This window comes from Paenibacillus sp. FSL M7-0134, from assembly GCF_038007865.1.
GTDB lineage: Bacteria > Bacillota > Bacilli > Paenibacillales > Paenibacillaceae > Paenibacillus > Paenibacillus polymyxa_B.
In genome coordinates, this window is sequence record NZ_JBBOXV010000002.1 from 1,979,294 (window position 1) to 2,001,308 (window position 22,015).

Below are 22,015 nucleotides of genomic sequence, written 5' to 3' on the forward strand. Positions count from 1 at the left end.
TTTTCCATGGAAAATATTATCGTTTGTATTGATTCTCCTCAGATGGTTAGGTAGAATATGGACGGGTTAAAAATATACATAACAAACGATTACATAATGTGGATATATCAGATTATGTATACCTCAGGAGGAGCTACAAGATGGAAGTGAAACAGAGAGAGGACTCCTTTTGGAGTATGGTCAAAAAAGGAAACAAATCCTCGGGCTCGGCGGCGTTAGGTAATACCGGCATTGCTCTGATTAAGGGGATTGCTTTTGCCTTGACAGGCAGCGGCTCTATGTTTGCTACGATGATGCATTCCATTGCGGATGCAGTGAATCAAATGTTTGTATTCGCGGGCAGTGTACTAGCAGAGAAAAAACCGACAAAACGCTTTCCTACCGGCTTTGGACGAGTGATTAACCTGTTTTGTATGGTTGCCGTTATTGTTGTAACGATTATGGCCTATGAAACCGCATTGGAAGGCATTCATTTGCTGCAGCATCCAGCTGAATCTACACATGGATTTTGGATTAATGTAGTAGTGCTGATTTTGTCACTAGTGGTGGACGGATTTGTATGGAGCAAAGCGATGAAAGAAGTGCTGCATGAATCCAGAGTAGAAGCGAAGGGGCTAAGCATTTTCACCACTGCGTTCCGCCATGTGGGGCGTGCTGCACCGCCAACCCGGCTGGTGTTTTATGAAGATTTGGTAGCAACAACGGGTGGAGTACTTGCTCTGCTAGCAGTGGTGGTCACATCGCTGACAGATTTTAAACTGCTGGACGGAATTTCGAGTATACTCATCGGTTGTCTGATGGTCGGTGTTGCTTTCCGGGTCGGTTACGACAACATGGTAGGCTTGATTGGTGTATCTGCTCCTCCTGATATCGAAGAACGTGTGGCTTCCATTATTCTAGCAGATACACATGTAACGGATATTTATCAAATGCGTATTTTGCAGGAGGGACGCTACTATCACGTGGAAGGGTTGATTGAGCTTACACCGGGCATGACGCTGGCAGATGCTGACGATATTAAATTTAGAGTCGAGGACGCTTTGCTACGTGATCCTAATATCTCAGATGCAGCATTGGGTATTCTGGAAGATGACGGGATTAGAAAGTGGAAACAAGAGAAACCCACAGTTTAGAAAAAATGATCAAAGCGAATCTGGACGGGGATTGGCAATAGTGTAAAACAAGAACTTCCATGACCACAGCAACGGGGCATGGAGGTTCTTTTACTTTTTCTCAATTGTTTTACTACCCCTTTGAATTTAGGATGATTGTTAGATACAATGAAAGCGTTAACAAAAAAGAAGGTGAAACAAATGCTTCTCATGGGGAGGAAATGCAAATGAGTCTTCTGAGGGAGGCTTGGCCTGCTTCGCGGCTCGTTAAGGCGCTGGCTGGCGGCATGCAGGATTCAGCAAGGCAACGGTTAAGGAGTAATTGGACAAAAAGGCTGCGGACGACTGTCTCTGAGCCGATATACGCCGAACTTTGGATGGATATTGTGCGTGTCTGTAAAGATAATCGGGAAACATCATGGCCTGAACTGCCGTTGTCTCTGTTTCGGGAATTTACTAATACAGGAGAGCGCAAGCCGTATGAGGATGTGTACTTTGAACGGCGTGGACGACTGGTTGCTATAGTGCTTGAAGCTGTTGTCAAGCCGGAGCCTCGAAAGATGAAAGAGGTGGAAAGCGGTCTGCTGGACATATGTAGCGAGTACACATGGGCGCTTCCTGCACATGTCAATGAAGAGGACACAGTAACACCGCCTTGGCAGCAGGTGGATTTATTCGCGTCCGAAACAGCACAAACGCTGGTTGAAATTTTATTGCTGCTAGGAGAACAACTGGCTAGCCATGTGGTCGCTCAGGTGCACGAAGAGATTGAACGTCGTGTGCTGGAACCCGTTTTTTGGAAGCCTCGTCATTTTGGATGGGAAACCGCAGATCATAATTGGTCGGCAGTATGTGCTTCCGGTTGCGGAATTGCAGCATTGCTGCTGGTAGAAGACGACTTTTCCAGAGCGGTAGCCATCGAGAGTATGCTGGGCGCGCTGGATTGTTTTTTGGCAGGCTACAGAGAGGACGGGGGATGTCCCGAAGGCGTAGGTTACTGGGTGTACGGCTTTGGTTATTTCACTTATTTTGCCGATATGCTGCGTGAGTTTACCGAGGGAGCTGTGGATATTCTGAACTCGGAAAAGGTTAGGCAAATCGCAGCCTTTGCAGAGCGGGTTCATCTGTCGGATGGTATTTTCGCTAATTATTCGGACAGTAGTGAAACGGAACGATTGCCTTCCGGACTCATTTCTCATTTGAATTCTTTGCAAGGAGGACCATCTACACTCCCTTTCCGCGTACCTGGTCTGTTGGAAGACCCCTGTCGCCGCTGGGCTCATGTATTGCGCAACTTGGTCTGGACGAATCCTCTGGCATTCGGGAGCGGTGAGACCGTTACCAATTATTTGCCGCAACTCGGTTGGCTGATGTGCCACAGATGCAGTTCCAGCCATAGTGGACCCGAAAGCCAAAAGGGTGAACCAGGTGTCATGCTTGCATTTTCAGCGAAGGCTGGGCATAACAATGAACCGCACAATCATAACGATCTTGGACATTTCATCCTTCATGGCGGTGGCGAAAATATATTGTGCGATCTGGGAGCAGGCTTGTACACGAAAGCCTATTTTTCATCGGGACGAGAGTCGATTATTAATATCTCCTCCGGCGGTCATTCCGTGCCTGTCATCAATGGGACTATGCAGCAATCGGGCGCACAGGCAAAGGCGGCTGTGCTGGATATTGCTTTGGATGAGCAGGAGGAGGTACAGACGGGCACAAGGCTTAAGCTTGATTTGACATCTGCTTATCCTGTAGAAGAATTGGCAGTCTTCACCCGCTCCTTTACATGGAATGTGCTGGAGGGAAACGAGGGGGCAAGGCTTACCGTCACAGATCATTTTGAGTTTGAAACGTCTGGCGTGAGCATGAAGTCACGGGATGTGGAGGAGCTTTTGATCAGTCGTATTCAGCCTAATCTGGGAGCAGGCTTCGTGGAATGGAAGGGAGCGAACGCAGGGGTCAGGTTAGATTATGATGCCAGCGTGCTGCGGGCGGGGTTGGAGGCTGTGAAGCACATAGATCATGACGGAATTCCTTTTGTGTTTTATAAAACATCGCTGCAACTGGACTCCAATCAATGGAACGGTTCTGCAAGCGTAGATTGCAATCTGTTTTTTACCATACATTAATTTTCATTTTGAATGGGAGGCAGACAGGATGAATAAGCTGCAGACAGGCAGCGTGTACCCTTGGCAGACGGAGCTGGAGAGATTTATAGAACAGGTGGAAAGCGCGCCAAATCGAGTGAATGACGGATGGACTCACCAACATAAGCTGGCTGTGCTGGAAAAGCTGGTTCGTGCATATGCCCTGCATCAGGACGAAACCGGAGCTATCATTGACCCCCATTCTGAAAGTGAACGGTACTACTCCACCCCCTCCTATGCGTTGGCTGCGGCGGTGTTGGTCAAAGAAGGTCGGCATGATTTACTGGAATCTGCTGCTGCGGCCTTGACGCATAGCATAGCTTGTGTAGTGGAGGAAAAAGCGCCAGATCACCACCCAGACTTTTTTCCAATTATGATGATGGGAGCGTATCGGCTCCTTAAAAATCTGCTGCCAGAACAAGCCATGGCATGGAAGCAGCAACTGAGCAGAATTCAGCCGGAGCAGACCTACATTTTTACGATGAGCAAAATGAAAAATCCGAACCGGATGATCAACTGGAATGCGATTATGATTTCCGGCGAGTTTTTGCGTGCAACGGAAGGAATTGCAGCCGATTCGGAATGGATGGAGACGTATATCCGCAGCTACCATTTGCCTCGTTTTACCGGGTTGGGCCTGTATCAGGATGGTCCGTTGGATCGGCCCAATAGCCCATTTGCCTACGATATCGTTACACGTTTTCATCTGGGCGTGATGCTGGAGAACGGATATGATGGCAGCTGCGCACTCGAACTGCGTGACCACCTTCGCAGGGGGGCGCTCAGCACATTACTGGCGCTATCCCCGCACGGGGAAATTCCGCCGCGTGGAAGAAGCGCCCAGCATCAGTGGAACGAAGCGGCGGCGGCCTTTGTCTTTACAACACATGCACAGCAGGCTTTTACAGCAGGAGAGCATGGGCTCGCAGGTGCGTTCCGACGGGCAGCAGATCTATGCTGGCAAGCGATTAGCCGCTGGCAGACGGATGAAGGAAAGCTGCATATCGTCCGCAACCATTATTCGCCCGAGGCACGGCATGGCTTTGAGGTGTACTCGAATCATACCTGCTACAGTCTGTGGACGGCGGCTGTGCTGGCCCACACCCTTCTACATGGGGAGGAGATGGATCGCATTTCCCCAACCTTCATCCCGGCGGAGATCGGCAGCCGGGTGTTGGCAACGGATGGCTGGTTCCAGACTGTCATTGCAGCCGTAGACGGGCAGCAAATGCTTGTGCAAACATCGGTCAACGACCCGTACAATATTCCGGGCATCGTGCGTATTCAGCAGTCTGCGCTGCCGTCGCTGATCGGTCCGTCCTCAGCAGGTCATGCAGACCGCGGCTTTACAGGCTTCGCGGAGGGAGATATTTTCCCGTTGAGCTATACCCCGGCCTGGCAAACGGAGGACGGAAAGTGGCACAGCTTGTCGGAGGGCATTCCCGGTACACTGGAGTTCGACCGGGATGGAGGGATTGACCCGCAGGATGGTGGAGGAACCGTACAGATGGAACAAAGCTCAGCGTCTGACGGAGCAACGGATTTTACACTCCTGTGGGAAGGCCCATTCCCGGGAGTGAGGGAAATCCGAACGCATTATCGTCAGGTACCCGGCAAAATTGAAGTGGCGTATGAGCTTCAAGGCAATATTCAGAATGTAGGGGCACTTATTCCCCTAATGGCGTACGACGGTCGGGAGCGCAGTGTTATTCATCATGTCATGTCAGCTGGGAAAGAAACGGAAAGCATTCGAGTAGAATACGCAGGTGCAAGCCTTGAAGTCATCCCGACGACGGAAGGAACGAATGTGGTCTGGCCGGAAGAATTAGCTTCTGTGGCCTGTCGGAATGGTTTACTTAAGGGAGCGCGTCTGGAATGTGAAGGTAATCGCATTTCCTTTATCATTCGGTTACCTGAATAGATAGAGCTGGAGCCATAAATATGGTTTAACATGTGGAAAAAGGAGAGGAAAAAGAAATGACGAAAGCAGAAGCGTGGCTGGAGCAATCGTGGGAGCTGGCTTTGGATAAAACGCTTGCCTTGGCGGCAAGACTGGGGGACGCTTTTCCACATGTTGCAGAGGGTGGACGTTATGATAATCGTGAAGAAGCGTGGTGGACAGCAGGCTTTTATCCGGGACTGCTATGGCTAGCCAATCGGGCGCGTCCTGACAGTGTGGCTGCCGGGATTGCACAGCGGTGCGAGGGTCGTTTGGAAAAAATACTCTATAATAGCGAAGCTGTAGACCATGATCTTGGCTTTATTTGGCTGCTCAGCGGCGTGGCCGCCCACCGATTGAACGGAGATTCTGAGTCCAGAAGACGTGGGTTATTGGCTGCCAATCTGCTGGCTGCCCGTTTTAACGTGAATGGCCGTTTTATTCGTGCGTGGAACTTCCCCTCGAAGGACATGGATACACGGGGCGTTGCGATTATAGATAGTATGATGAATCTACCCTTGCTTTATTGGGCTTCGGAGGAAAGCGGAGATCCGCGTTTTGCCGCTCTCGCTGTGCAGCATGCAGATACCGTAGCACGTGAATTTGTCCGTTCGGACGGTTCTATCGCACATGTGATCGAATTCGATCCAGAGATTGGAAAAAAGGTCGCCGAGCATGGCGGACAGGGATTTGCTCCCGGTTCTGCCTGGGCACGTGGCACGGCTTGGGCTCTGTATGGTTTTACGCTTTCGTATGGGTACACGCGCGATTCGCGTTATTTGAAGGTGGCCGAGAATACGGCTGACTTTTTCCTGTCCCAGCTGGGCGATGCTTGCCTGCCTGTGTGGGATTTTAGAGCAGAAGAAGAGCACCGCGGGGCATGGGATTCATCGGCGGCGGCAATTGCGGCCAGTGGTTTGCTGGAGCTGGCAAAATATTCGACGCGTGCAGAGCATTTTACAGAAGCTGCAGCATCTATCCTCGAGGGCTTGCATCATACATGTACGGCGTGGGGCGAGGAGCATGAGGGATTGCTGATGAACGGGACTGTACATTATCCTGAGCAAAAATACATCAACGTTCCCATTATCTATGGCGATTATTTCTTTGTCGAGGCATTGGCAAAGCTGCGCGGAGAAGAAGGTTTGTTTAGTGTTGAATGCAAAAAAATATAGTGTATAAGCGTGCAAGAACGAACTCATTTTAATCATACGGTCGTTTGTCAGATTTACGGAATGAATTGTGAAGCAGCGTGTGTGTAATTTCATTTACATATACGCTGTTTTTTTATGCATGAAAAGGCTGGATTTATTTCGATGCCAAAGTACTACTTATAGGGGGTTAAGAGATTGTGGCTGAGCTTATTTTGTACCCAATCAGAGAAAAATCATTGATATAAGCTCTTAACTCCTATGAAAATTTTCATTTTGATGCATGGAAATAGGTCCTTTTACTTGTTTAAGAGCATTTACTCGTAAATTGACAATATAGGTGGGTAACCGTATGATATCTTCTTGTGTAAAGGAATAAACTGGATTTTAAATCTCATTTGCAAAAGGAGTTATACATATCATGACAGCAACAAGTGATTGTACAAAAAGAATATACGGAGGATTTTGGATAAGAACGGCAGCGTTTGTGATTGATCTGATCATCCTTACTGCCATAGTCCTTTTAGTAGGGGGCGCAATTTACATTATCCCAGATCTTCTGGGCATAAAGGAGACGGGTTTCATACAAGTACTGCTTATGTTGTGGCCGCTGATCTTATGGCTCGTAGTGCCATGGTTGTACTGTGTGTTATGGGAATCATCGAAGGTAAGAGCAACACCGGGTAAGCTGGTGTTCTCTTTAATTGTTGTAGACAAGGAAGGAAAGCGTCTTGGATTCTTACATGCCTCAGGACGTTATTGGATTAAAGCCATTTCTTTTGTAATTGCTCATATTATTTATATTGTGGTTGCTTTTACTGCCAAAAAACAGGGACTCCACGATCTTTGTACCAACACCTTTGTTGTGAATAAAAAGGAGTTGCAGCACATGAGCAGCAATTGTCCTTCACTCCAGTAGCTTCAAATATCATGAATTAAGGAAATTTCCGTTGCAGAAGATGGGTCTATTATGTAATATTAAGTGAATGATAATGATTATCATTTTCTATAGACTATATAACTTGGAGGATACATCCATATGCTACATGTAAAAAAATCGACCAAACTCCCTATACTGGCGGGAGTACTGCTCATTATAGCCGTTGTACTATCAGCTTGTAGCTCTCAAGGAAATGTTGCCCAAACTTCCCCTACAGCAGGACAGGCTGCAAACAGCACGGTTCAAAAGGAAGAGGCATCAACAACGCCGACCACCCGAGAATATACAGACTCTCAAAAACGTAAAGTAACGATTCCGGTAAATCCACAGCGGATCGTTTATGTAGGCAGTGATCCGGGGGATTTGCTTGCCTTGGGTGTACGTCCAGCAGGTGCGAGTCTGAGTGTCATTCAGTCACAAATTGTGTATGCGGACCTTACCAAGGATATTACCGATGTAGGCTACCCAGTGAATCTGGAAAAAGTGACGATGCTGAAACCGGACCTTATTCTTCACGACAATTGGGATGAAAAGGCGATTGATACGTTAGCTAAAATTGCACCTACCGTGGCTCTTCATTCCGACCAGGCAACTTTTGAACGTATGCAGGAGCTAGGTAAACTTCTTGGAAAAACTAAAGAGGCAGACCAATTCAAAACCTTATATGACGAGAAGGCCAAACAAATGAAGGCCAAGCTGGATGTTGACATTAAGCCAGGAGAGACAGCGACAGTGTTGTTAGTTATGGGGAAGAACCTGTATGTTATGGGACATCAGGGTGCATCCGTGTCCTTGTATGATGTGCTTGGCTTTAAACCGGCTCCCAAGGTACAAACAGACCTGATTGATAAAAAAGAGCGCTTTGCTACCATTTCTAACGAGGTGCTTCCTGCATTTATCGGGGATGAACTATTTATTCTGTCGGATCAGAGTAAAGAAACAGTTGCAGTTACTAATAATCTGATGAACAGTGAAATATGGAAGACCATTCCCGCGGTTCAAAACAAACGGGTATATACACTCGACAGCTCATGGAATTTTGATGATGCCATCACGAGAGAACGGCTTCTTGAACAAATTCCAGATTTGATGAAGCAAAAGTAAACATGGAACCAGCCAGTGCCTGAAAGCATTAGCTGGTTTCTTTGTTTTCTCATTATGCTATGAATAATTCCCTTGCTTAACCTATCTCTTATCAAGCTTTCTCCACCAAATCCTTCGCCAAATCCTCCTCGTAGCGTACTCACACAAACGAACCCTGATGTCCTTTATTTATAGAATTTCATGGCGAAATAAAAAATGTAAGCTGTTCTTACAGTTTTCATGTTCTTTTTAGCTTGTTTTGCGTTATAATGAAAGGATGCACATTATGAACGAATTGGAGGCACAGCCCGATTGACTACTTACCCTTTTGCCTTTGATCCGTCCAAGCCGTTTATTGAGCAGGCAAGTGACTGGATTGCGGATGTATTTTATGAAGTTTTGCCTGAAGTCGGCTTTGAGGTTCGGGATGAACAAATTTATATGGCATTCCAGCTAGAACGTGCCTATAAGGAAAAAAAGACCATTTTTGCAGAAGCAGGTGTGGGCACTGGTAAAACGCTGGTATACCTGCTGTACGCTATTGCATATGCTCGATACATGAGAAAACCGGCGATTATCGCCTGTGCGGATGAATCGTTAATTGAACAATTGGTAAAGCCGGAAGGGGATATCGCCAAGCTGGCACGGCATTTGAGTCTGACGATTGATGCCAGATTGGGGAAGTCGCCGGATCAGTATATTTGCCTGAATAAGCTGGATGAGGTGCGAGGCGGACTGGATGAGGACGCAGATGTTTTCCGTGATATTTATCAGGAACTGCCGGATTTTGTTCATTTTCCAGATACGTTACAGTCCTTCACTCCTTACGGAAATCGGAAGGAGTATCCCGAGCTAACAGATGGACAGTGGAGCAGACTCGGATGGGATGTATTTCAAGACTGTCTCGTTTGCCATCAGCGCCATCGTTGCGGTCAGACGTTGTCTCGTGATCATTACCGCAAAGCGGCAGATCTGGTCATTTGCTCTCATGACTTTTATATGGAGCATGTATGGACCTACGAAGCGAGAAAGCGGGAGGGTCAGCTGCCGTTGCTGCCGGAGCACAGCTCTGTCGTCTTTGACGAAGGGCATCTGCTGGAGACAGCGGCACAAAATGCACTTACCTACAAGCTTAAGCACGCTCAGTTTGAGTCTATTATTACCCGACTTCTCGAGGGGGAAGTGCGAGAATCTTTGGCAATGACGATCGAAGATGCGATCTCCCAAAGTGAGGTTTTGTTCGCTGCGCTTGATAAGAACAGTCAGCCTGTACAGGGTTCTAATCGCAAGGAGTTCATCCTGAATGAGTCGCTGATTCGAGAGGTAAACCGCTTTGGTGAATTGATCGGCACGATCGAAGAAGAGCTTGTATTTGAAAGCGGGCTATTCTCTTTGGATGAGTATCAAGTCAAAATTGTGGAAGAACATTTGGAAATGATTCAAACCGCATTGGCTTTGTTTAAGCGTCCTGAACTTCTCATTTCGTGGGTGATGGAGGATCAGGATGGGTTAACGCTTGTGGTTATGCCGAAGATGGTAAAAGAGATTCTCAAAGAACGAGTATTTGCGCAGCATATACCAATCGTATTCTCTTCAGCTACGCTTTCCGTAGAGAGCTCTTTTGACTATATGGCGCAGAGTCTCGGTATTGAAAATCCGCTAACGTTTTCTGTTGCTTCACCTTATGACTACAGCGATCAGATGCAAGCTGCACTGTACCCGTTGCAAGCAGGGCATGATCCAATCCAGAGAGCGCTGACACTGCTGGAGAAATCGCAGGGAAGAGCGCTTATCCTGTTTCCTTCACAGGAGGAACTGGCTGCATTCAAGAAGGATCTCGTTGCTTACCCAGAGGCATCAGCCTATCGTTTTCTGTACGAAGGTTCGGCTGAAATCAGCCATCTGATCTCAGCTTTTCAGAATGATGAGGAAAGTGTGTTGTGCGCTGTTACATTATGGGAAGGATTGGATATTCCTGGACCGTCTCTGTCGCACGTCATTATCTGGTCACTGCCATTTCCTCCGAATGATCCGGTTTTTACGGCTCTGCGCAAGGATGCAGCAGATCCGTTTATTCAGATAGATATGCCTCACATGGCACTTAGACTCAGACAAGGCATAGGGCGTTTAATTCGCTCGCGTAATGATCGAGGCTGGATATCCATCATGGGCCAGGATTTGAGACGTCAAGAAGTACGCACACAAGTTGAACAACTACTGCCTGCGGGCGTAGAATGCACCGTAATTGAAGGAAACCCGGAGGGAATAAAAACATGTTGAATTTTACAACGTACACAGTAGATCAGATTAAAGATGCTTTTGGTATTTTGACTGGACAGCGTTATGAATTTATCATTGATGTAGAGGTAGAGGAGGACGACGAGCTATACACTGAAAACGGACTGTATATCCGTTGTCTTTATTTAGTAGACGAAGAAAAGACGGGACTGCTAAAGTATGAATTAATTGAAAAAGTAACGAATAGTTACATTGATCTTGAACTTGAAGATGATGAGCTGCAAGCTGTTGAGAACTTCTGTAAAGAACATGTACAGGATGAAACAGTGAAGTAACAGTATAGAACACTTAGCTAGTACAGCTGGTGTATAGCTAACATATAATGAAGATATCAAGGAGTCCTGGGATGACCAGGCTCCTTTTTTATGGTCTAATGAAGAGAACTTATTTGCTCTAGCGCAGTCTATCCCACACATTCACCATAAACAGCATAGTCCCCCCCGCGAGTAACACCCACCCTATGGCGACCCAAACTCCAGCCTCTGGAACCTCGTAATTTTCACCTATAATTGCCAGGCAGACCGATATTATGCATCCAAAAATGGATATGTGCCAGAATAGTAACTGAAAGTGCAGGAAAGGTCACATAGATCAGACCTATAATTCCAAGTGCAATCCAACCCAACAAATGGATATGAGATTGAACATTGGACAGGCTGTAATCACCCGACACGCCAATAATTACACTAAGCAGCACACTGAGGGCAAAATATACGGCAGCTATCTTCAGAAATTGCTTTCCCATATATGAACTCACTCCTCCTTATGTTGCACGGGGATATTTTGTGACATCTTCTCTATCATATCGAGCAAGCAGGCAGGGTGTGTGGGTATTGTGACTGGTCCATTTGACAAAAGCTTCAAATACACATAAAATCTTATTGCATCAATACTTACCGTATTACTGTGTTTTCTCGGAGATGATAGCGAACTTCTCCGACAATAGGCGTTAATTTTTGACCATTGGTTTATTTTGGATTCGCCATTAAAAGGAGCTTGAAATTATGAATGTATATCAAAATACCCTCGAACTCATCGGACGTACGCCATTAGTGGAGCTGAGCAGCTATTCTCTACCGAGAGGAATTCGCCTGTTTGCGAAGCTGGAGTTTATGAACCCCGGCGGCAGCGTAAAGGATCGGGTAGGTAAGGCTCTAATTGAAAAAGCATTGAAAACAGGTCAGCTGAAGCCAGGGGGGACATTAATTGAAGCAACAGCAGGCAACGCAGGTATTGGTCTTGCGATGGCGGCGCTTCATTATAATATCTCGGTTATTTTTGCTGTGCCTGAGAAGTTCAGCCAAGAGAAGCAGGACCTGATGAAGGCATTGGGAGCACGCATCGTTCATACCCCGACAAGTGAGGGGATGAAAGGAGCTATCGAAAAAACAAAAGAATTGGCTGCTGAAATAAAAGATGCATACTTGCCACGGCAATTCAGTAATCCGGATAATCCCGAGGCATATTATACGACAATGGGACCTGAAATATGGAACGATCTGGACGGCAAAGTGGACGTATTTGTGGCAGGTGCAGGCTCGGGGGGAACGTTTATGGGAACCTCGCGTTATCTTAAGGAACAAAATGCAGCCCTTAAAACGGTCATCGTGGAGCCGGAAGGGTCCATTTTGAATGGCGGCGAGTCAGGTCCACATAAAACGGAAGGAATTGGCATGGAATTAATCCCTGAATTTGTGGATAAAGGATATTTTAATGCCATTCACACCATTAGCGATGTCGATGCTTTTGACCGTGTCAAGGAACTGGCTGCACGTGAAGGTCTTCTCGTTGGCAGTTCTTCAGGGTCTGCTTTACATGCCGCTTTACTGGAAGCCGAAAATGCACCGGATGGCGCACATATTGTTACCATTTTCCCGGATAGCAGCGAACGTTATCTGAGCAAAAAAATATATGAAGGCGGGATATAAAATGAAACGCAAAACAAAACTGATTCACGGCGGGCTTCCTACCGATCCCCATACAGGCGCGGTTAACGTTCCTATTTATCAGGTAAGCACTTATGAGCAAGAGGAAATTGGCGTCCATAAGGGATACGAATATTCGCGTACAGGCAATCCGACCCGGTTTGCTCTGGAGGAGCTGATTAAGGATCTGGAGGAAGGAAAGCGTGGTTTTGCTTTCGGTTCGGGTATGGCAGCAATCCATGCGGTATTTTCACTGTTTAATGCAGGGGATCATATTTTGCTGACCGATGATGTATACGGAGGCACCTACCGTATTGTAAGCAAAGTCCTCAGCCGTATCGGAATTGAGTCCACATTTGTGGATACGACTGACCTGGAAGCCATCTCCAAAGCAATTCGTCCGAATACGAAGGCATTGTATGTCGAAACGCCAACGAACCCGCTTTTGAAGGTTACGGATATCCGCGCTGTTTCGGAGCTTGTAAAAAAACATGATCTTTTATTGATCGTCGACAACACATTTGCTACCCCTTATTGGCAGACGCCAATTACACTTGGGGCTGATATCGTCATTCACTCTGCTACCAAGTATTTGGGCGGCCATAGCGATGTTGTAGCCGGTCTGGCTGTTGTGAACAGCGACGAGCTGGGAGAACAACTTCATTTTCTGCAAAACGCCATTGGTGCTATTCTCGGCCCGCAAGATTCTTGGTTATTGATCCGAGGTATTAAAACATTGGGTCTGCGTATGGAAGCGATTGAGCAAAATGCAAAGGAAATTGCAGCCTTTTTGGAAAAACATCCGAAGGTTAGCAAAGTGTACTATCCTGGACTGGAAAGCCATGCACAGCATGAACTGTCCAAAATCCAGGCCGAAGGCTTTGGCGGCATCATTTCCTTTGATGTAGGTAGCGACGCTAACGCGGTTGCACTTCTGAAAAAGGTGAAATATTTTACACTGGCTGAAAGCTTGGGAGCGGTTGAAAGTCTGATTAGTGTTCCGGCACGTATGACGCACGCCTCTATTCCAGTAGAACGTCGTGCAGAGCTAGGTATTACCGAAGGTTTGGTGCGGATTTCGGTTGGGATTGAAGATCTGGAAGATTTGATCGAAGATTTGCAGGCAGCATTGTAAGAAAATAATCGTAATGTTCAAGAGAGGTAGCTGAGGCTGCCTCTTTTTTTGTGTATTGTAGAATAAAGTATTGCTTTCCCTTAATAACCGAGTATAATACTTGGTAATAGATTGAGCCATAAGGAGAGAGACCCTATGAAACAGATAAAAACACGCAGTTACCTGCAGGTAGATGACTATCTGGATCTTCTTAATTATGCGAAACAATTGAACGATATAGAGTGGCAACAGGAGCTCAAAGAAGCCCTGCGGCATCAATTGCTGGAGAATGGCAAAGAGACTAAAGATTCTGAGATTAATACGCTGTGGCGGCATTTTGATCAGATTAACGATGAATTGCTGAGGTTGTTTGATCTCTTACGAAATAGTAATAACGCGGCGGATCGAAACTCGTGGAGCGAACAGATTTGGGAGCTAAAGTTAGAACGCATTAAGTTGGAAAAGCAAATTCAAGCGAGTTATGCACATTTTTAAAATAGTAACTTCACCCTAAACATACTATACCCTAGTATTGTTAGCAACAATCATGGCAGCATTAAATAGGTTTTTAGATATAGAAATTTTTAATAACGAAGTGAAGCACTCTGCTTTCTTCGTTTTTTTGTTTTATCATAGCTACTTTTTTGAGAAGAACAGAGGAGTACGTAGAGGTAATAACGAATAGTTTTATATAGTTAAATTGAATGTTAAACGGAATATAACCGCGACTACGTCTCTGAGGAAACAAAAACCTGGAGGGGGAATGTTATGAGGTTCACACATCTGGAAAAAGCAACAACTGTGCTGTCGGATCATCCGGTACGTCTGAGGTCTGCTTATGCAGTCGGTCCGGTCATGCTCCCGGAAAATTGCGGTGTGGGCAGGGAATGGACAAGTTATTTTGCCCATGAGGAATGGAATTTGGAAAAGGCTTGTGATGAAGAAGGAGTAGAGCTTTCAGCCGGAGGAAAGGCAGCGTGCCGATTATTGACCGAGCTGGACCCTCGGACTGCCGAACTAAATCTAGGTGTTTTTCCGCCTTTGGCCGAACAAGAAAGGCTTTTGCTGGTTTCAAATCTTCGTTGTATGGCTGCACAGGAAGTGATTTTCAGACCCTTTGAAGGAACGGGACAAATTTGGATAGATGGCACACTGGTATATGCGGAATCCGGTCCTTTTCGCTTGTATCTGGAGGAAGGCGATCACACGGTAGTTATCATTGCTGCGTTTATTCCCGAGGAGGCCCGCTCTATTCGTATCAGTGGAAATCAGGTATGCGACGAACCAGATGTGACAGAACTGCAACGTGAATTTGTAGAGCGTAATATACGTTTTCATATGGCTTGGTTAGAGGTTGAGAAAAGTGCTGGCAGGGAGGGTGAAGACAGCCCGATCTTATTTTATTTACTGCGTAAGGATCGGATAGATCTTCCCTTAGATCAAACGTTATGGGTCGAGGTAACGAATGATGAAGGCATGAAGCTGGATCGCTTTCCAGCACATTGGGAGCAGGAGCAATGCTATGACTGGGACGAGGAAAAGGCCAGGAATACGGGAATGCTGCACTTCACCGTTACATATCGGGATCATGAGGCTGTGGAGCATCATTTTGTGTATTCGGCACTTGTGCGGCCTTTGTCAGTCGTCGTGGAGGGCTTGCAGGAAGAGTATGACCGGTACATTCAAGCCCGCGCTATAGGTATTCTTCATTCTGCGCAGAAAATACAAATAGAGGGTCTGCTTGAGGAATTAAAAAGGTTAACGGGTTTGCCGGAAGATCCTTTTGAAATCTGGGATTACCGGGTTGTACGTGAATATATCAAGCTATTAAAACAAATCTTCACGTGTGGACATGCCGAACAGTCACACTCCCCGTCCTTACTTCAAGAAGAACACATCTTTTTGTCTAATGACGGAATTGGGGAAGGATTTTTTGTCTCCCGTTTGGATAATAGTTTGCAACGCTATACCATTCAGCTTCCCAGAAGCTATTCGACTGACCGACAGTATCCTCTGATCGTTCTGATGCCAGGCAAGCGATATGAACTGGGCTTGCCGGATTTTCAGAATCGAGGTTTTGGGCAAGGCTGGGAAGAGGAAGCTATATTCGTTACTTTTTCATGCCGTGGTGTAACGTTGGGCAGTTATATTGGAGAAGCTGCTTTTTTGGAGGCGCTGGATGTCATACTGCAAGCGTACCGAGTGGACGAAGAGCGGATCTATCTGACGGGTTATTCGAACGGAGCATATGCGGCCTGGGCGATGGCACAGGCTTATCCTTCTCGGTTTGCGGCTATTGCGGTTATCTCTGGAGCGCCACATCCCAAGCATCTGATAAATCTGTTGAATATGCCAATATTGAATGTATGCGGAGATCAGGATTACTTATTTGCACAAGCATACACAGCCCCTGTAACAGAGCTTCCATCTGATCATTTTAAAGGTGTCGTAGAGCGGCAGTCTAATCACTGGGATACGCATGAGCTGAGACTTCTGGACGGCGTACTGGGTTGGCTTATGCAATGGAAAAGGGATGTCGTACCTCAGCGTATTGCCTATCGGACGGAACGGGGTAGACATAACCGGGCTTACTGGCTGGAACTGACGCGAATGGATGAAAATGAGGAATATGCCGAGTTGTACGGTGAAATGAGTGCCACAGGTGAGTTGGATATTGAGGCAGTTCACGCCGAAGAATTTATCATTCATCTTTCTCAAGAGGTCATGCCCTTGGAATTGGCCCAAGTTCGTATCGGAGCCCGTATTTTCGTGTTGGACTTGCGGGAATACAGCCGCTTTCGCTTTGTTAAAACACACTCACATAAACGTCCCTCACCTGAATACCGTTTGATTGCCGAACGGGAGGAAGAAAGCAGTGAATGCTTTTCAAAAGAATCGGATGCCAAAAAGGAAATTGTGGATTCGAAAAGCGTGGGAAGAAACGTTTTGAGCCATGGTATGGGTGTGCTTGACGTTTATATGGATCGTCTTCACATTGTCCTTCCATCCAGCTATGCTACACCGGAGGAAGAGCAGGCGGTGAGACGGACGGCGAACGCCTTGGCTAGCCCACGAACAGCGACTTGGAATCCGTATATCGGTGTTCATTATCCGGTGGTGTCTTCCAATGATATTACAGAGGAAGCACTGGCTGATAGCAACGTGATATGTGTCACTTCGGGCTTGTCCAGACATGAGCTGCTTCAGAAGCACCAAGCTGATCTGCAAATTACATGTACGGAGGAAGGGTATACATTGGGCGGCGATTTTACGGCAGGCGAGTATTGTCTGTCATATATTCAACCTAGCCCATGGTCTGCAACCCAGCAAATGCTTGTCGTAGCGACCAATTCCCCCCGTATGTTGGGTAAAAACCTATTTATGCGCAGACTGATTATGCCTGGATATTTTAATGGTTTACACCCATATTTGAATAAAGAGATTATTGTGTATGACAGCAAGGGAGTGCGTGCTTTTAACTTTACTTCCATCAGACATGCGCAGCAAAAACTGCAAGGCCAATAAAGAAGACAGCTAATTAGACACGATAATCCTAAAATAAAAAAACGTCCGGAGTTGGGGAGGGGGACTGACCCCTTAACGTGAGACAAATCAAAACTCCTTCAAGAGAGCTCAACCATGTCGAGATATGGAAGTAGCCTTGTGCGTCCACTTTATTGACAAAGCTAAAAAATGTGAATATCATCATAAACGTTTTGAATCCTTCTTCTATCCAGGGAAAGGCACATAAAGTGCACAGGAAAAGATTAATCTAGTCATGCAATCTATTAATATTCTTATAAGATATTTTTTTTGATCTATTTAGAGAGCAAATGCTCTCTCTCCGAAGGAGGGAAAACATAATGGAAAATTCATTTGAAAACAAGTCGGTTATTGTAACTGGTTCGAGTAAGGGGATTGGTAAAGGAATCGCCAAAGTCTTTGCTGAAAAGGGAGCTAAAGTAGCCATTATTTCTCGTAACCTAGATGAGGCCGAGATATGCGCTGCCGAAATCAGAGCATCCGGTGGATACGCGCAAGGCTTTAGAGGTGATGTCACGGATCGATCTTCTATGGAAATGATGGCACATTCAGTATCGGTGGCCTTTAGCGGCATTGATGTGTTATGTGCTAACTCAGGTATTGCCCCTATGACTACAATTGAAGAAATGGTTGCTGAAGAATGGGATAGCGTGATGAATACTAATGTGCGTGGAGCTTTATTTTCTGTACAGGCTTGTCTGCCATTCTTAAAAAAAGCTGAATATGGAAGAGTGGTGTTAACATCTTCGATTACGGGGCCGGCGACAGGATTTGTAGGATGGTCGCATTACGGTGCGAGTAAGGCTGCCCAACTCGGTTTTATTCGCAGTGCAGCGCTTGAGTTAGCTCCGTTTGGTATTACAATCAATGCGATCATGCCCGGTAATACAATGACTGAAATGATACAAACCTTCCCAGAATACATTGAAACCATGCTTCCAGCTATTCCATTGAAACGGTTTGGAACCGTTGAAGAAATGGGACATGCAGCTGCGTTTCTTGCCTCTAAGGAGGCTGGCTTCATCACGGGACAAACAATTATTATCGACGGAGGACAGAGCTTGCCTGAATCTTAATAAAAACAAGTTTGTACCAAGAGGAATAAAATGAATCCTTGAGTAGTCATACCCCTGTCAAGTAGACGAATGAAAAAAGCTAAGCTGCAAGCGCGTGCCGATACTCGATCGGGGCGCGCTTTTTGAGTTTATCCTGAAACCGCTGAGCTTCGCTCCGTCACCAGATTTGAATATCGCTTTTTAAGTAGTCCACCCCTGAGCTATCAAGTAATCTCGTTCTTCTTTGATACTGGAAAAGGAGGAACGTGTACGCCCCTTCATCGGGTTGGATGAACCCTTGCGCCAATCGAGCGGTTCAGCATTTCGAACCTTCTTCACCCAAACTTTGAGTTGGTTAGCCATACGAAAATCCCCTCCAGGTTCACTCATACCCTCATGGTAACACACAAGGTTTTTTTAGAGTGTCTACTTGAAGGGGATGATACCACCCAGGCGATCCTGACGGTTTTTTGCTGCTTTATTGCAGTGGTTTGTCATGGTAATGACGTCATATATAGAAGGGCGTTAGGACAGATCAGTTTTTATACTGCTCCATCAGGTACATGATCTTTACTTCATCGGCCAAATCTCCAAAGGGTTCTAACGGATTCTCTTGAATGATATGATATAAACGCTGGACTCGTTCCTTTGGCAGTTTGCGTACATATCTGGAAATGAAAGCGGCATGGGTGACTACGTAGCGCTTTTTACGGACAGCTGCACTGGCTACGCGGACGAGAATATCTTCGCCCCCTGCCAATTCCAGAATACGGCGCTCATAAAAGACTACGTATCGGAATGTCCGGTCCTTGATCAGCTCACGATTGAGTCTGGCAATCTCTCCGATATATCTGACCATAAGCGGCTCGAAGCTCTTGATCAGGAGAGGATCGAGCGTTAATTCCATGTCTTTGCGGAGAACAAAAGATTGCAGCAGGGCGACCTGCTGGAGCCTTATCCGATCATTGTGAATGAGTACAGCCATCTCACGCAGCATTTCATAGGAGACACGCTCACTGAGCTGCCGCAGGGCAACCGCGTTTTTATGATTAACGTTTAGTCCTTCCTGGATCTGCCCTATACGACCTCTGAACAGACGTATAAGCTGCCTACGCTGTTCATAAGGATAAATACCCTGCTGTAGAAGCACCAAGGGCAGCAGAAAGAACGCACCGACGATACCGCATAGAAACATTTGTTGCTGCGAGTGGCCGAAAAAAACAGTAGCGGCCAGCAATATGACGCCGACGGCAAGGTCTTTACGAAAATAACGTTTGGCTCTAAGTTTGGCATATTGCTCTACAGGAACTAGTGTATCCCGACCACATGATGTACATTTCTCTTCCCAAAGGGCGGTGAATTGTCCACAACGCTTGCAGACTCTTAGCTTTTGGAAGGCGTGCTCTGTGCGGGTAAATGGGCGAAATTGTACAGCTTGTTTGGAACTATTCATTGCGCTCACTTCTCCGGTTCAGCAGTGCCAGAAGCTCGGTGTCGATTTGTGTAATCGACGGGGCGCGTTTTTTATGTATATAGTAAATTAGTGATTTGATGGCGACAAAAAGAAACATAATCGCCAGACATCCGTATGAGATCATAGTGTACTTCCTCTTTCTGCTTGGATTTTTACTTCAATATTTTACATGGGCGGGTTTCGCTACTGTCATTTTTGTCGTATAAAGGAGAAGGCTGGTGCCCGATTGCCCTTGTTGGGGTATAATTATATCATTACTGCAGGATATTGGTAAAATCTCGCGGTATGACAGGCTTTTTGGTTGGATTCAGACCATTTGGGCAGTATTTTCAGCTGGCGTTCATGTAAAACTCATTATAATTTAATAGTAGGGGAGTACAACTGTAATTTAGAATGAGAATTAACCGGCAAAGGGGTACAAGCGATGTTTAGTAGAGACAGAAAATGGTTTTTGGTCATCGGAATCATATGTACAATGATCATGACCTCGATTTTGGCATGGCAGCCACAGATGGCGAATGCCGCTTCGCCCTCTGCTTCTAAGGTGGATGCGGTGCTGGTCGTCGATGTAAGTAATTCAATGAACACCAGTGATCCTGGGAAAATTGGCAATGAAGCCATGAAAATGTTCATTGATATGCTGTCGACGCAAAATGACAAGGTCGGGATTGTAGCGTATACGGATGTCGTACAGCGCGAGAAAGCCTTGCTTAATATTACATCCGAAGCGGATAAGCAGGAACTGAAGACGTTTATTGACGGACTGAACCGGGGGGCGTATACTGACACCTCCGTGGGTGTCAAGGAAGCGATCCGCATTTTGCAAGATGGTAAAACAGCTGGACATGCGCCTATGATCGTCATGTTGGCCGACGGTAACAACGATTTTAATAAGACGACAGGCAGAACCGAAAGCCAATCAGATCAGGATATGGCACAGGCTGTAGCCGAGGCTAAAAATAGCGGCGTTCCGATCTACACCATCGGCTTGAATGCAGATGGGAAGCTGAATAAAAACAAGCTTGCCGACATAGCGCAGCAAACGGGCGGCAAGTCCTTTATTACAAGCTCAGCGGATGACCTGCCGAACATTTTAAGTGAAATTTTCGCCAGCAATTTGAAGTTGAAAGTGGTGCCTTTGCAGTCCATTACGGCAAACGGCGACTATCAGGATGTAACGGTAACCGTACCGAATGATAGTGTGCTGGAGGCTAACATTTCGATCATGTCCTCGAAACCGGTGGATGCGAGACTGATAGACCCGTCGGGTAACACCAAGCCGATTCCTTCGAGCGATGTGCTGCTGTCCAAGTCCAAAAGCTACTCGCTGATTAAACTGCTCAAGCCTGTGGCTGGTGACTGGAAGCTCCAAGTCAAGGGAGTCCAGCAGGATCAGATTGATATTAATCTGGTGTTTAACTACGATCTGGAGCTGAAAATGGACGCACCGTCCGCCAAATCATACAAAAAAGGCGATGCAGTTCAAATTCGTTCCTACCTGACGAGCAATAGCCAGCAGCTTCAGGATCAGGAATTGTATGCGAATATGAATGCTGTTCTGAAGGTCAAGGATCTGGATTCCGGTACAACGAATGAGGTGCCGTTAACCAATGCAGGGGATTCTTTTACCGGTAGCTATACGATTCCAGATGAGCATGACTACGAACTAACCGTTAGAGCAGAGGAGAAGAGCTTCTACCGTGAAACACAGCCTGTAACCATCAGTGCTAAAGCAGGGGCGACGAGCGGTACGAATACAGGCACAACGCAGCCAACAACACCTGCTGAAAAGTCCAAGCTAATGCCACTCATTCTTTTAGGGCTGGGGCTGCTCATTCTGCTGGTTGCCGCATATTTCATCTGGAAGGCTGTCAAAAAGGCCAACCGTGGCTTTGTCGGTCAAATCGTACTGGAAATCCGGGATGAGAACACTGGCGAAAAAACGTATCCACAATACAAGAAGCTGAACACCTTCCGGGGCAAATTTAATCTGCACCAGTTGCTGCAACTGGCACCGGAATTTGCTGGAACCGACAAGGTCGTGTTCACACCAGCCAATCAGGATCGTATCATTGTGCGCAGTACCCCCGAGATTACGATTGAGAAATCCGGACGGGCTGTAGACACAGGCAACGGTTTTGAACTCAAAAACGGTGATCGTCTGACCATCCCGTTAGCCAGTGTGGACAAAACCATTTTACTGGAATTTATTTCAGTAAACAGCTAAACGA

The 22,015-nt window shown here is 46.4% G+C and carries 18 protein-coding genes; 14 read left to right on the forward strand and 4 right to left on the reverse strand.

Going from position 1 to position 22,015, the window contains the following annotated elements; all coding sequences use genetic code 11:
- The first annotated feature begins 140 nt into the window (after nt 1-140).
- The 8 genes from NSQ58_RS24725 (at nt 141) to NSQ58_RS24760 (ending at nt 10,948) form a co-directional block, all read left to right on the forward strand.
- The gene (locus tag NSQ58_RS24725) at nt 141-1,133 is read left to right on the forward strand and encodes a cation diffusion facilitator family transporter (protein ID WP_023988369.1); all 993 of its coding nucleotides are present in this window, start codon (nt 141-143) and stop codon (nt 1,131-1,133) included.
- A 206-nt stretch (nt 1,134-1,339) separates the two neighbouring features.
- Nucleotides 1,340-3,244: a heparinase II/III domain-containing protein gene (locus NSQ58_RS24730; RefSeq protein ID WP_341058369.1), complete on the forward strand. Its 1,905-nt coding sequence runs from the start codon at nt 1,340-1,342 to the stop codon at nt 3,242-3,244.
- A 28-nt stretch (nt 3,245-3,272) separates the two neighbouring features.
- Nucleotides 3,273-5,183, forward strand: a complete 1,911-nt coding sequence (locus NSQ58_RS24735) for a glycosyl hydrolase (protein ID WP_338533523.1) — start codon at nt 3,273-3,275, stop codon at nt 5,181-5,183.
- Nucleotides 5,184-5,239: 56 nt separating this feature from the next.
- The gene (locus NSQ58_RS24740; RefSeq protein WP_340958210.1) at nt 5,240-6,376 is read left to right on the forward strand and encodes a glycosyl hydrolase; all 1,137 of its coding nucleotides are present in this window, start codon (nt 5,240-5,242) and stop codon (nt 6,374-6,376) included.
- A 397-nt stretch (nt 6,377-6,773) separates the two neighbouring features.
- The gene (locus tag NSQ58_RS24745; RefSeq protein WP_023988373.1) at nt 6,774-7,271 is read left to right on the forward strand and encodes an RDD family protein; all 498 of its coding nucleotides are present in this window, start codon (nt 6,774-6,776) and stop codon (nt 7,269-7,271) included.
- Between the two features lie 120 nt (nt 7,272-7,391).
- Complete coding sequence (locus NSQ58_RS24750; RefSeq protein ID WP_023988374.1) at nt 7,392-8,396, forward strand: ABC transporter substrate-binding protein; 1,005 nt, start codon at nt 7,392-7,394, stop codon at nt 8,394-8,396.
- 291 nt (nt 8,397-8,687) lie between these two features.
- A complete protein-coding gene (locus NSQ58_RS24755) occupies nt 8,688-10,655 on the forward strand; it encodes an ATP-dependent DNA helicase (protein ID WP_076294847.1) in 1,968 nt (655 codons plus the stop codon).
- On the forward strand, nt 10,649-10,948 hold the full coding sequence (locus tag NSQ58_RS24760; protein WP_023988376.1) for a DUF6509 family protein: 300 nt from the start codon (nt 10,649-10,651) through the stop codon (nt 10,946-10,948). Before NSQ58_RS24755 ends, NSQ58_RS24760 begins: the two co-directional genes overlap by 7 nt.
- Before the next feature lie 224 nt (nt 10,949-11,172).
- Here the strand turns inward: NSQ58_RS24760 and NSQ58_RS24765 are convergent, their stop codons facing one another.
- Nucleotides 11,173-11,418 (reverse strand): hypothetical protein, encoded by a 246-nt coding sequence (locus NSQ58_RS24765; protein WP_341058373.1) that lies wholly within the window; start codon nt 11,416-11,418, stop codon nt 11,173-11,175.
- Between the two features lie 259 nt (nt 11,419-11,677).
- Between NSQ58_RS24765 and NSQ58_RS24770 the strand changes: the two genes are divergently transcribed.
- The 5 genes from NSQ58_RS24770 to fabG all read left to right on the forward strand — a co-directional run bounded on the left by NSQ58_RS24770 (nt 11,678) and on the right by fabG (nt 18,331).
- Entirely contained in the window at nt 11,678-12,601 is a 924-nt protein-coding gene (locus NSQ58_RS24770; RefSeq protein WP_053325324.1) for a PLP-dependent cysteine synthase family protein, read from the forward strand.
- A gap of 1 nt (nt 12,602) precedes the next feature.
- Nucleotides 12,603-13,733, forward strand: coding sequence for a bifunctional cystathionine gamma-lyase/homocysteine desulfhydrase (locus NSQ58_RS24775; RefSeq protein WP_025724184.1), 1,131 nt, complete (start codon nt 12,603-12,605; stop codon nt 13,731-13,733).
- Between the two features lie 135 nt (nt 13,734-13,868).
- Nucleotides 13,869-14,207, forward strand: coding sequence for a hypothetical protein (locus tag NSQ58_RS24780; protein ID WP_023988379.1), 339 nt, complete (start codon nt 13,869-13,871; stop codon nt 14,205-14,207).
- Between the two features lie 273 nt (nt 14,208-14,480).
- Complete coding sequence (locus tag NSQ58_RS24785) at nt 14,481-17,237, forward strand: PHB depolymerase family esterase (protein ID WP_341058374.1); 2,757 nt, start codon at nt 14,481-14,483, stop codon at nt 17,235-17,237.
- A gap of 338 nt (nt 17,238-17,575) precedes the next feature.
- Nucleotides 17,576-18,331 (forward strand): 3-oxoacyl-ACP reductase FabG, encoded by a 756-nt coding sequence (gene fabG / locus NSQ58_RS24790; protein WP_068940776.1) that lies wholly within the window; start codon nt 17,576-17,578, stop codon nt 18,329-18,331.
- A 180-nt stretch (nt 18,332-18,511) separates the two neighbouring features.
- Here the strand turns inward: fabG and NSQ58_RS24795 are convergent, their stop codons facing one another.
- From NSQ58_RS24795 to NSQ58_RS24805, 3 genes are all read right to left on the reverse strand, one after another.
- Entirely contained in the window at nt 18,512-18,673 is a 162-nt protein-coding gene (locus NSQ58_RS24795; protein ID WP_256026366.1) for a hypothetical protein, read from the reverse strand.
- A gap of 172 nt (nt 18,674-18,845) precedes the next feature.
- Nucleotides 18,846-19,763: a hypothetical protein gene (locus NSQ58_RS24800; protein WP_023988384.1), complete on the reverse strand. Its 918-nt coding sequence runs from the start codon at nt 19,761-19,763 to the stop codon at nt 18,846-18,848.
- On the reverse strand, nt 19,756-19,908 hold the full coding sequence (locus tag NSQ58_RS24805) for a hypothetical protein (RefSeq protein WP_023988385.1): 153 nt from the start codon (nt 19,906-19,908) through the stop codon (nt 19,756-19,758). The genes NSQ58_RS24800 and NSQ58_RS24805 overlap by 8 nt, the downstream gene beginning before the upstream one ends.
- Nucleotides 19,909-20,208: 300 nt before the next feature.
- Between NSQ58_RS24805 and NSQ58_RS24810 the strand changes: the two genes are divergently transcribed.
- A complete protein-coding gene (locus tag NSQ58_RS24810; protein ID WP_341058375.1) occupies nt 20,209-22,011 on the forward strand; it encodes a vWA domain-containing protein in 1,803 nt (600 codons plus the stop codon).
- The last annotated feature ends 4 nt before the right edge of the window (nt 22,012-22,015 follow it).

Excerpts from the sequence above, each read along its gene's own strand:
- NSQ58_RS24795 (WP_256026366.1), bottom strand. The coding sequence starts at position 18,673 with ATGGCTAACCAACTCAAAGTTTGGGTGAAGAAGGTTCGAAATGCTGAA.
- NSQ58_RS24805 (WP_023988385.1), bottom strand. The coding sequence starts at position 19,908 with ATGATCTCATACGGATGTCTGGCGATTATGTTTCTTTTTGTCGCCATC.
- NSQ58_RS24760 (WP_023988376.1), top strand. The coding sequence starts at position 10,649 with ATGTTGAATTTTACAACGTACACAGTAGATCAGATTAAAGATGCTTTT.
- NSQ58_RS24780 (WP_023988379.1), top strand. The coding sequence starts at position 13,869 with ATGAAACAGATAAAAACACGCAGTTACCTGCAGGTAGATGACTATCTG.
- fabG (WP_068940776.1), top strand. The coding sequence starts at position 17,576 with ATGGAAAATTCATTTGAAAACAAGTCGGTTATTGTAACTGGTTCGAGT.
- NSQ58_RS24745 (WP_023988373.1), top strand. The coding sequence starts at position 6,774 with ATGACAGCAACAAGTGATTGTACAAAAAGAATATACGGAGGATTTTGG.
- NSQ58_RS24730 (WP_341058369.1), top strand. The coding sequence starts at position 1,340 with ATGAGTCTTCTGAGGGAGGCTTGGCCTGCTTCGCGGCTCGTTAAGGCG.
- NSQ58_RS24785 (WP_341058374.1), top strand. The coding sequence starts at position 14,481 with ATGAGGTTCACACATCTGGAAAAAGCAACAACTGTGCTGTCGGATCAT.
- NSQ58_RS24800 (WP_023988384.1), bottom strand. The coding sequence starts at position 19,763 with ATGAATAGTTCCAAACAAGCTGTACAATTTCGCCCATTTACCCGCACA.
- NSQ58_RS24810 (WP_341058375.1), top strand. The coding sequence starts at position 20,209 with ATGTTTAGTAGAGACAGAAAATGGTTTTTGGTCATCGGAATCATATGT.
- NSQ58_RS24735 (WP_338533523.1), top strand. The coding sequence starts at position 3,273 with ATGAATAAGCTGCAGACAGGCAGCGTGTACCCTTGGCAGACGGAGCTG.
- NSQ58_RS24740 (WP_340958210.1), top strand. The coding sequence starts at position 5,240 with ATGACGAAAGCAGAAGCGTGGCTGGAGCAATCGTGGGAGCTGGCTTTG.
- NSQ58_RS24775 (WP_025724184.1), top strand. The coding sequence starts at position 12,603 with ATGAAACGCAAAACAAAACTGATTCACGGCGGGCTTCCTACCGATCCC.
- NSQ58_RS24765 (WP_341058373.1), bottom strand. The coding sequence starts at position 11,418 with ATGGGAAAGCAATTTCTGAAGATAGCTGCCGTATATTTTGCCCTCAGT.
- NSQ58_RS24725 (WP_023988369.1), top strand. The coding sequence starts at position 141 with ATGGAAGTGAAACAGAGAGAGGACTCCTTTTGGAGTATGGTCAAAAAA.
- NSQ58_RS24770 (WP_053325324.1), top strand. The coding sequence starts at position 11,678 with ATGAATGTATATCAAAATACCCTCGAACTCATCGGACGTACGCCATTA.
- NSQ58_RS24750 (WP_023988374.1), top strand. The coding sequence starts at position 7,392 with ATGCTACATGTAAAAAAATCGACCAAACTCCCTATACTGGCGGGAGTA.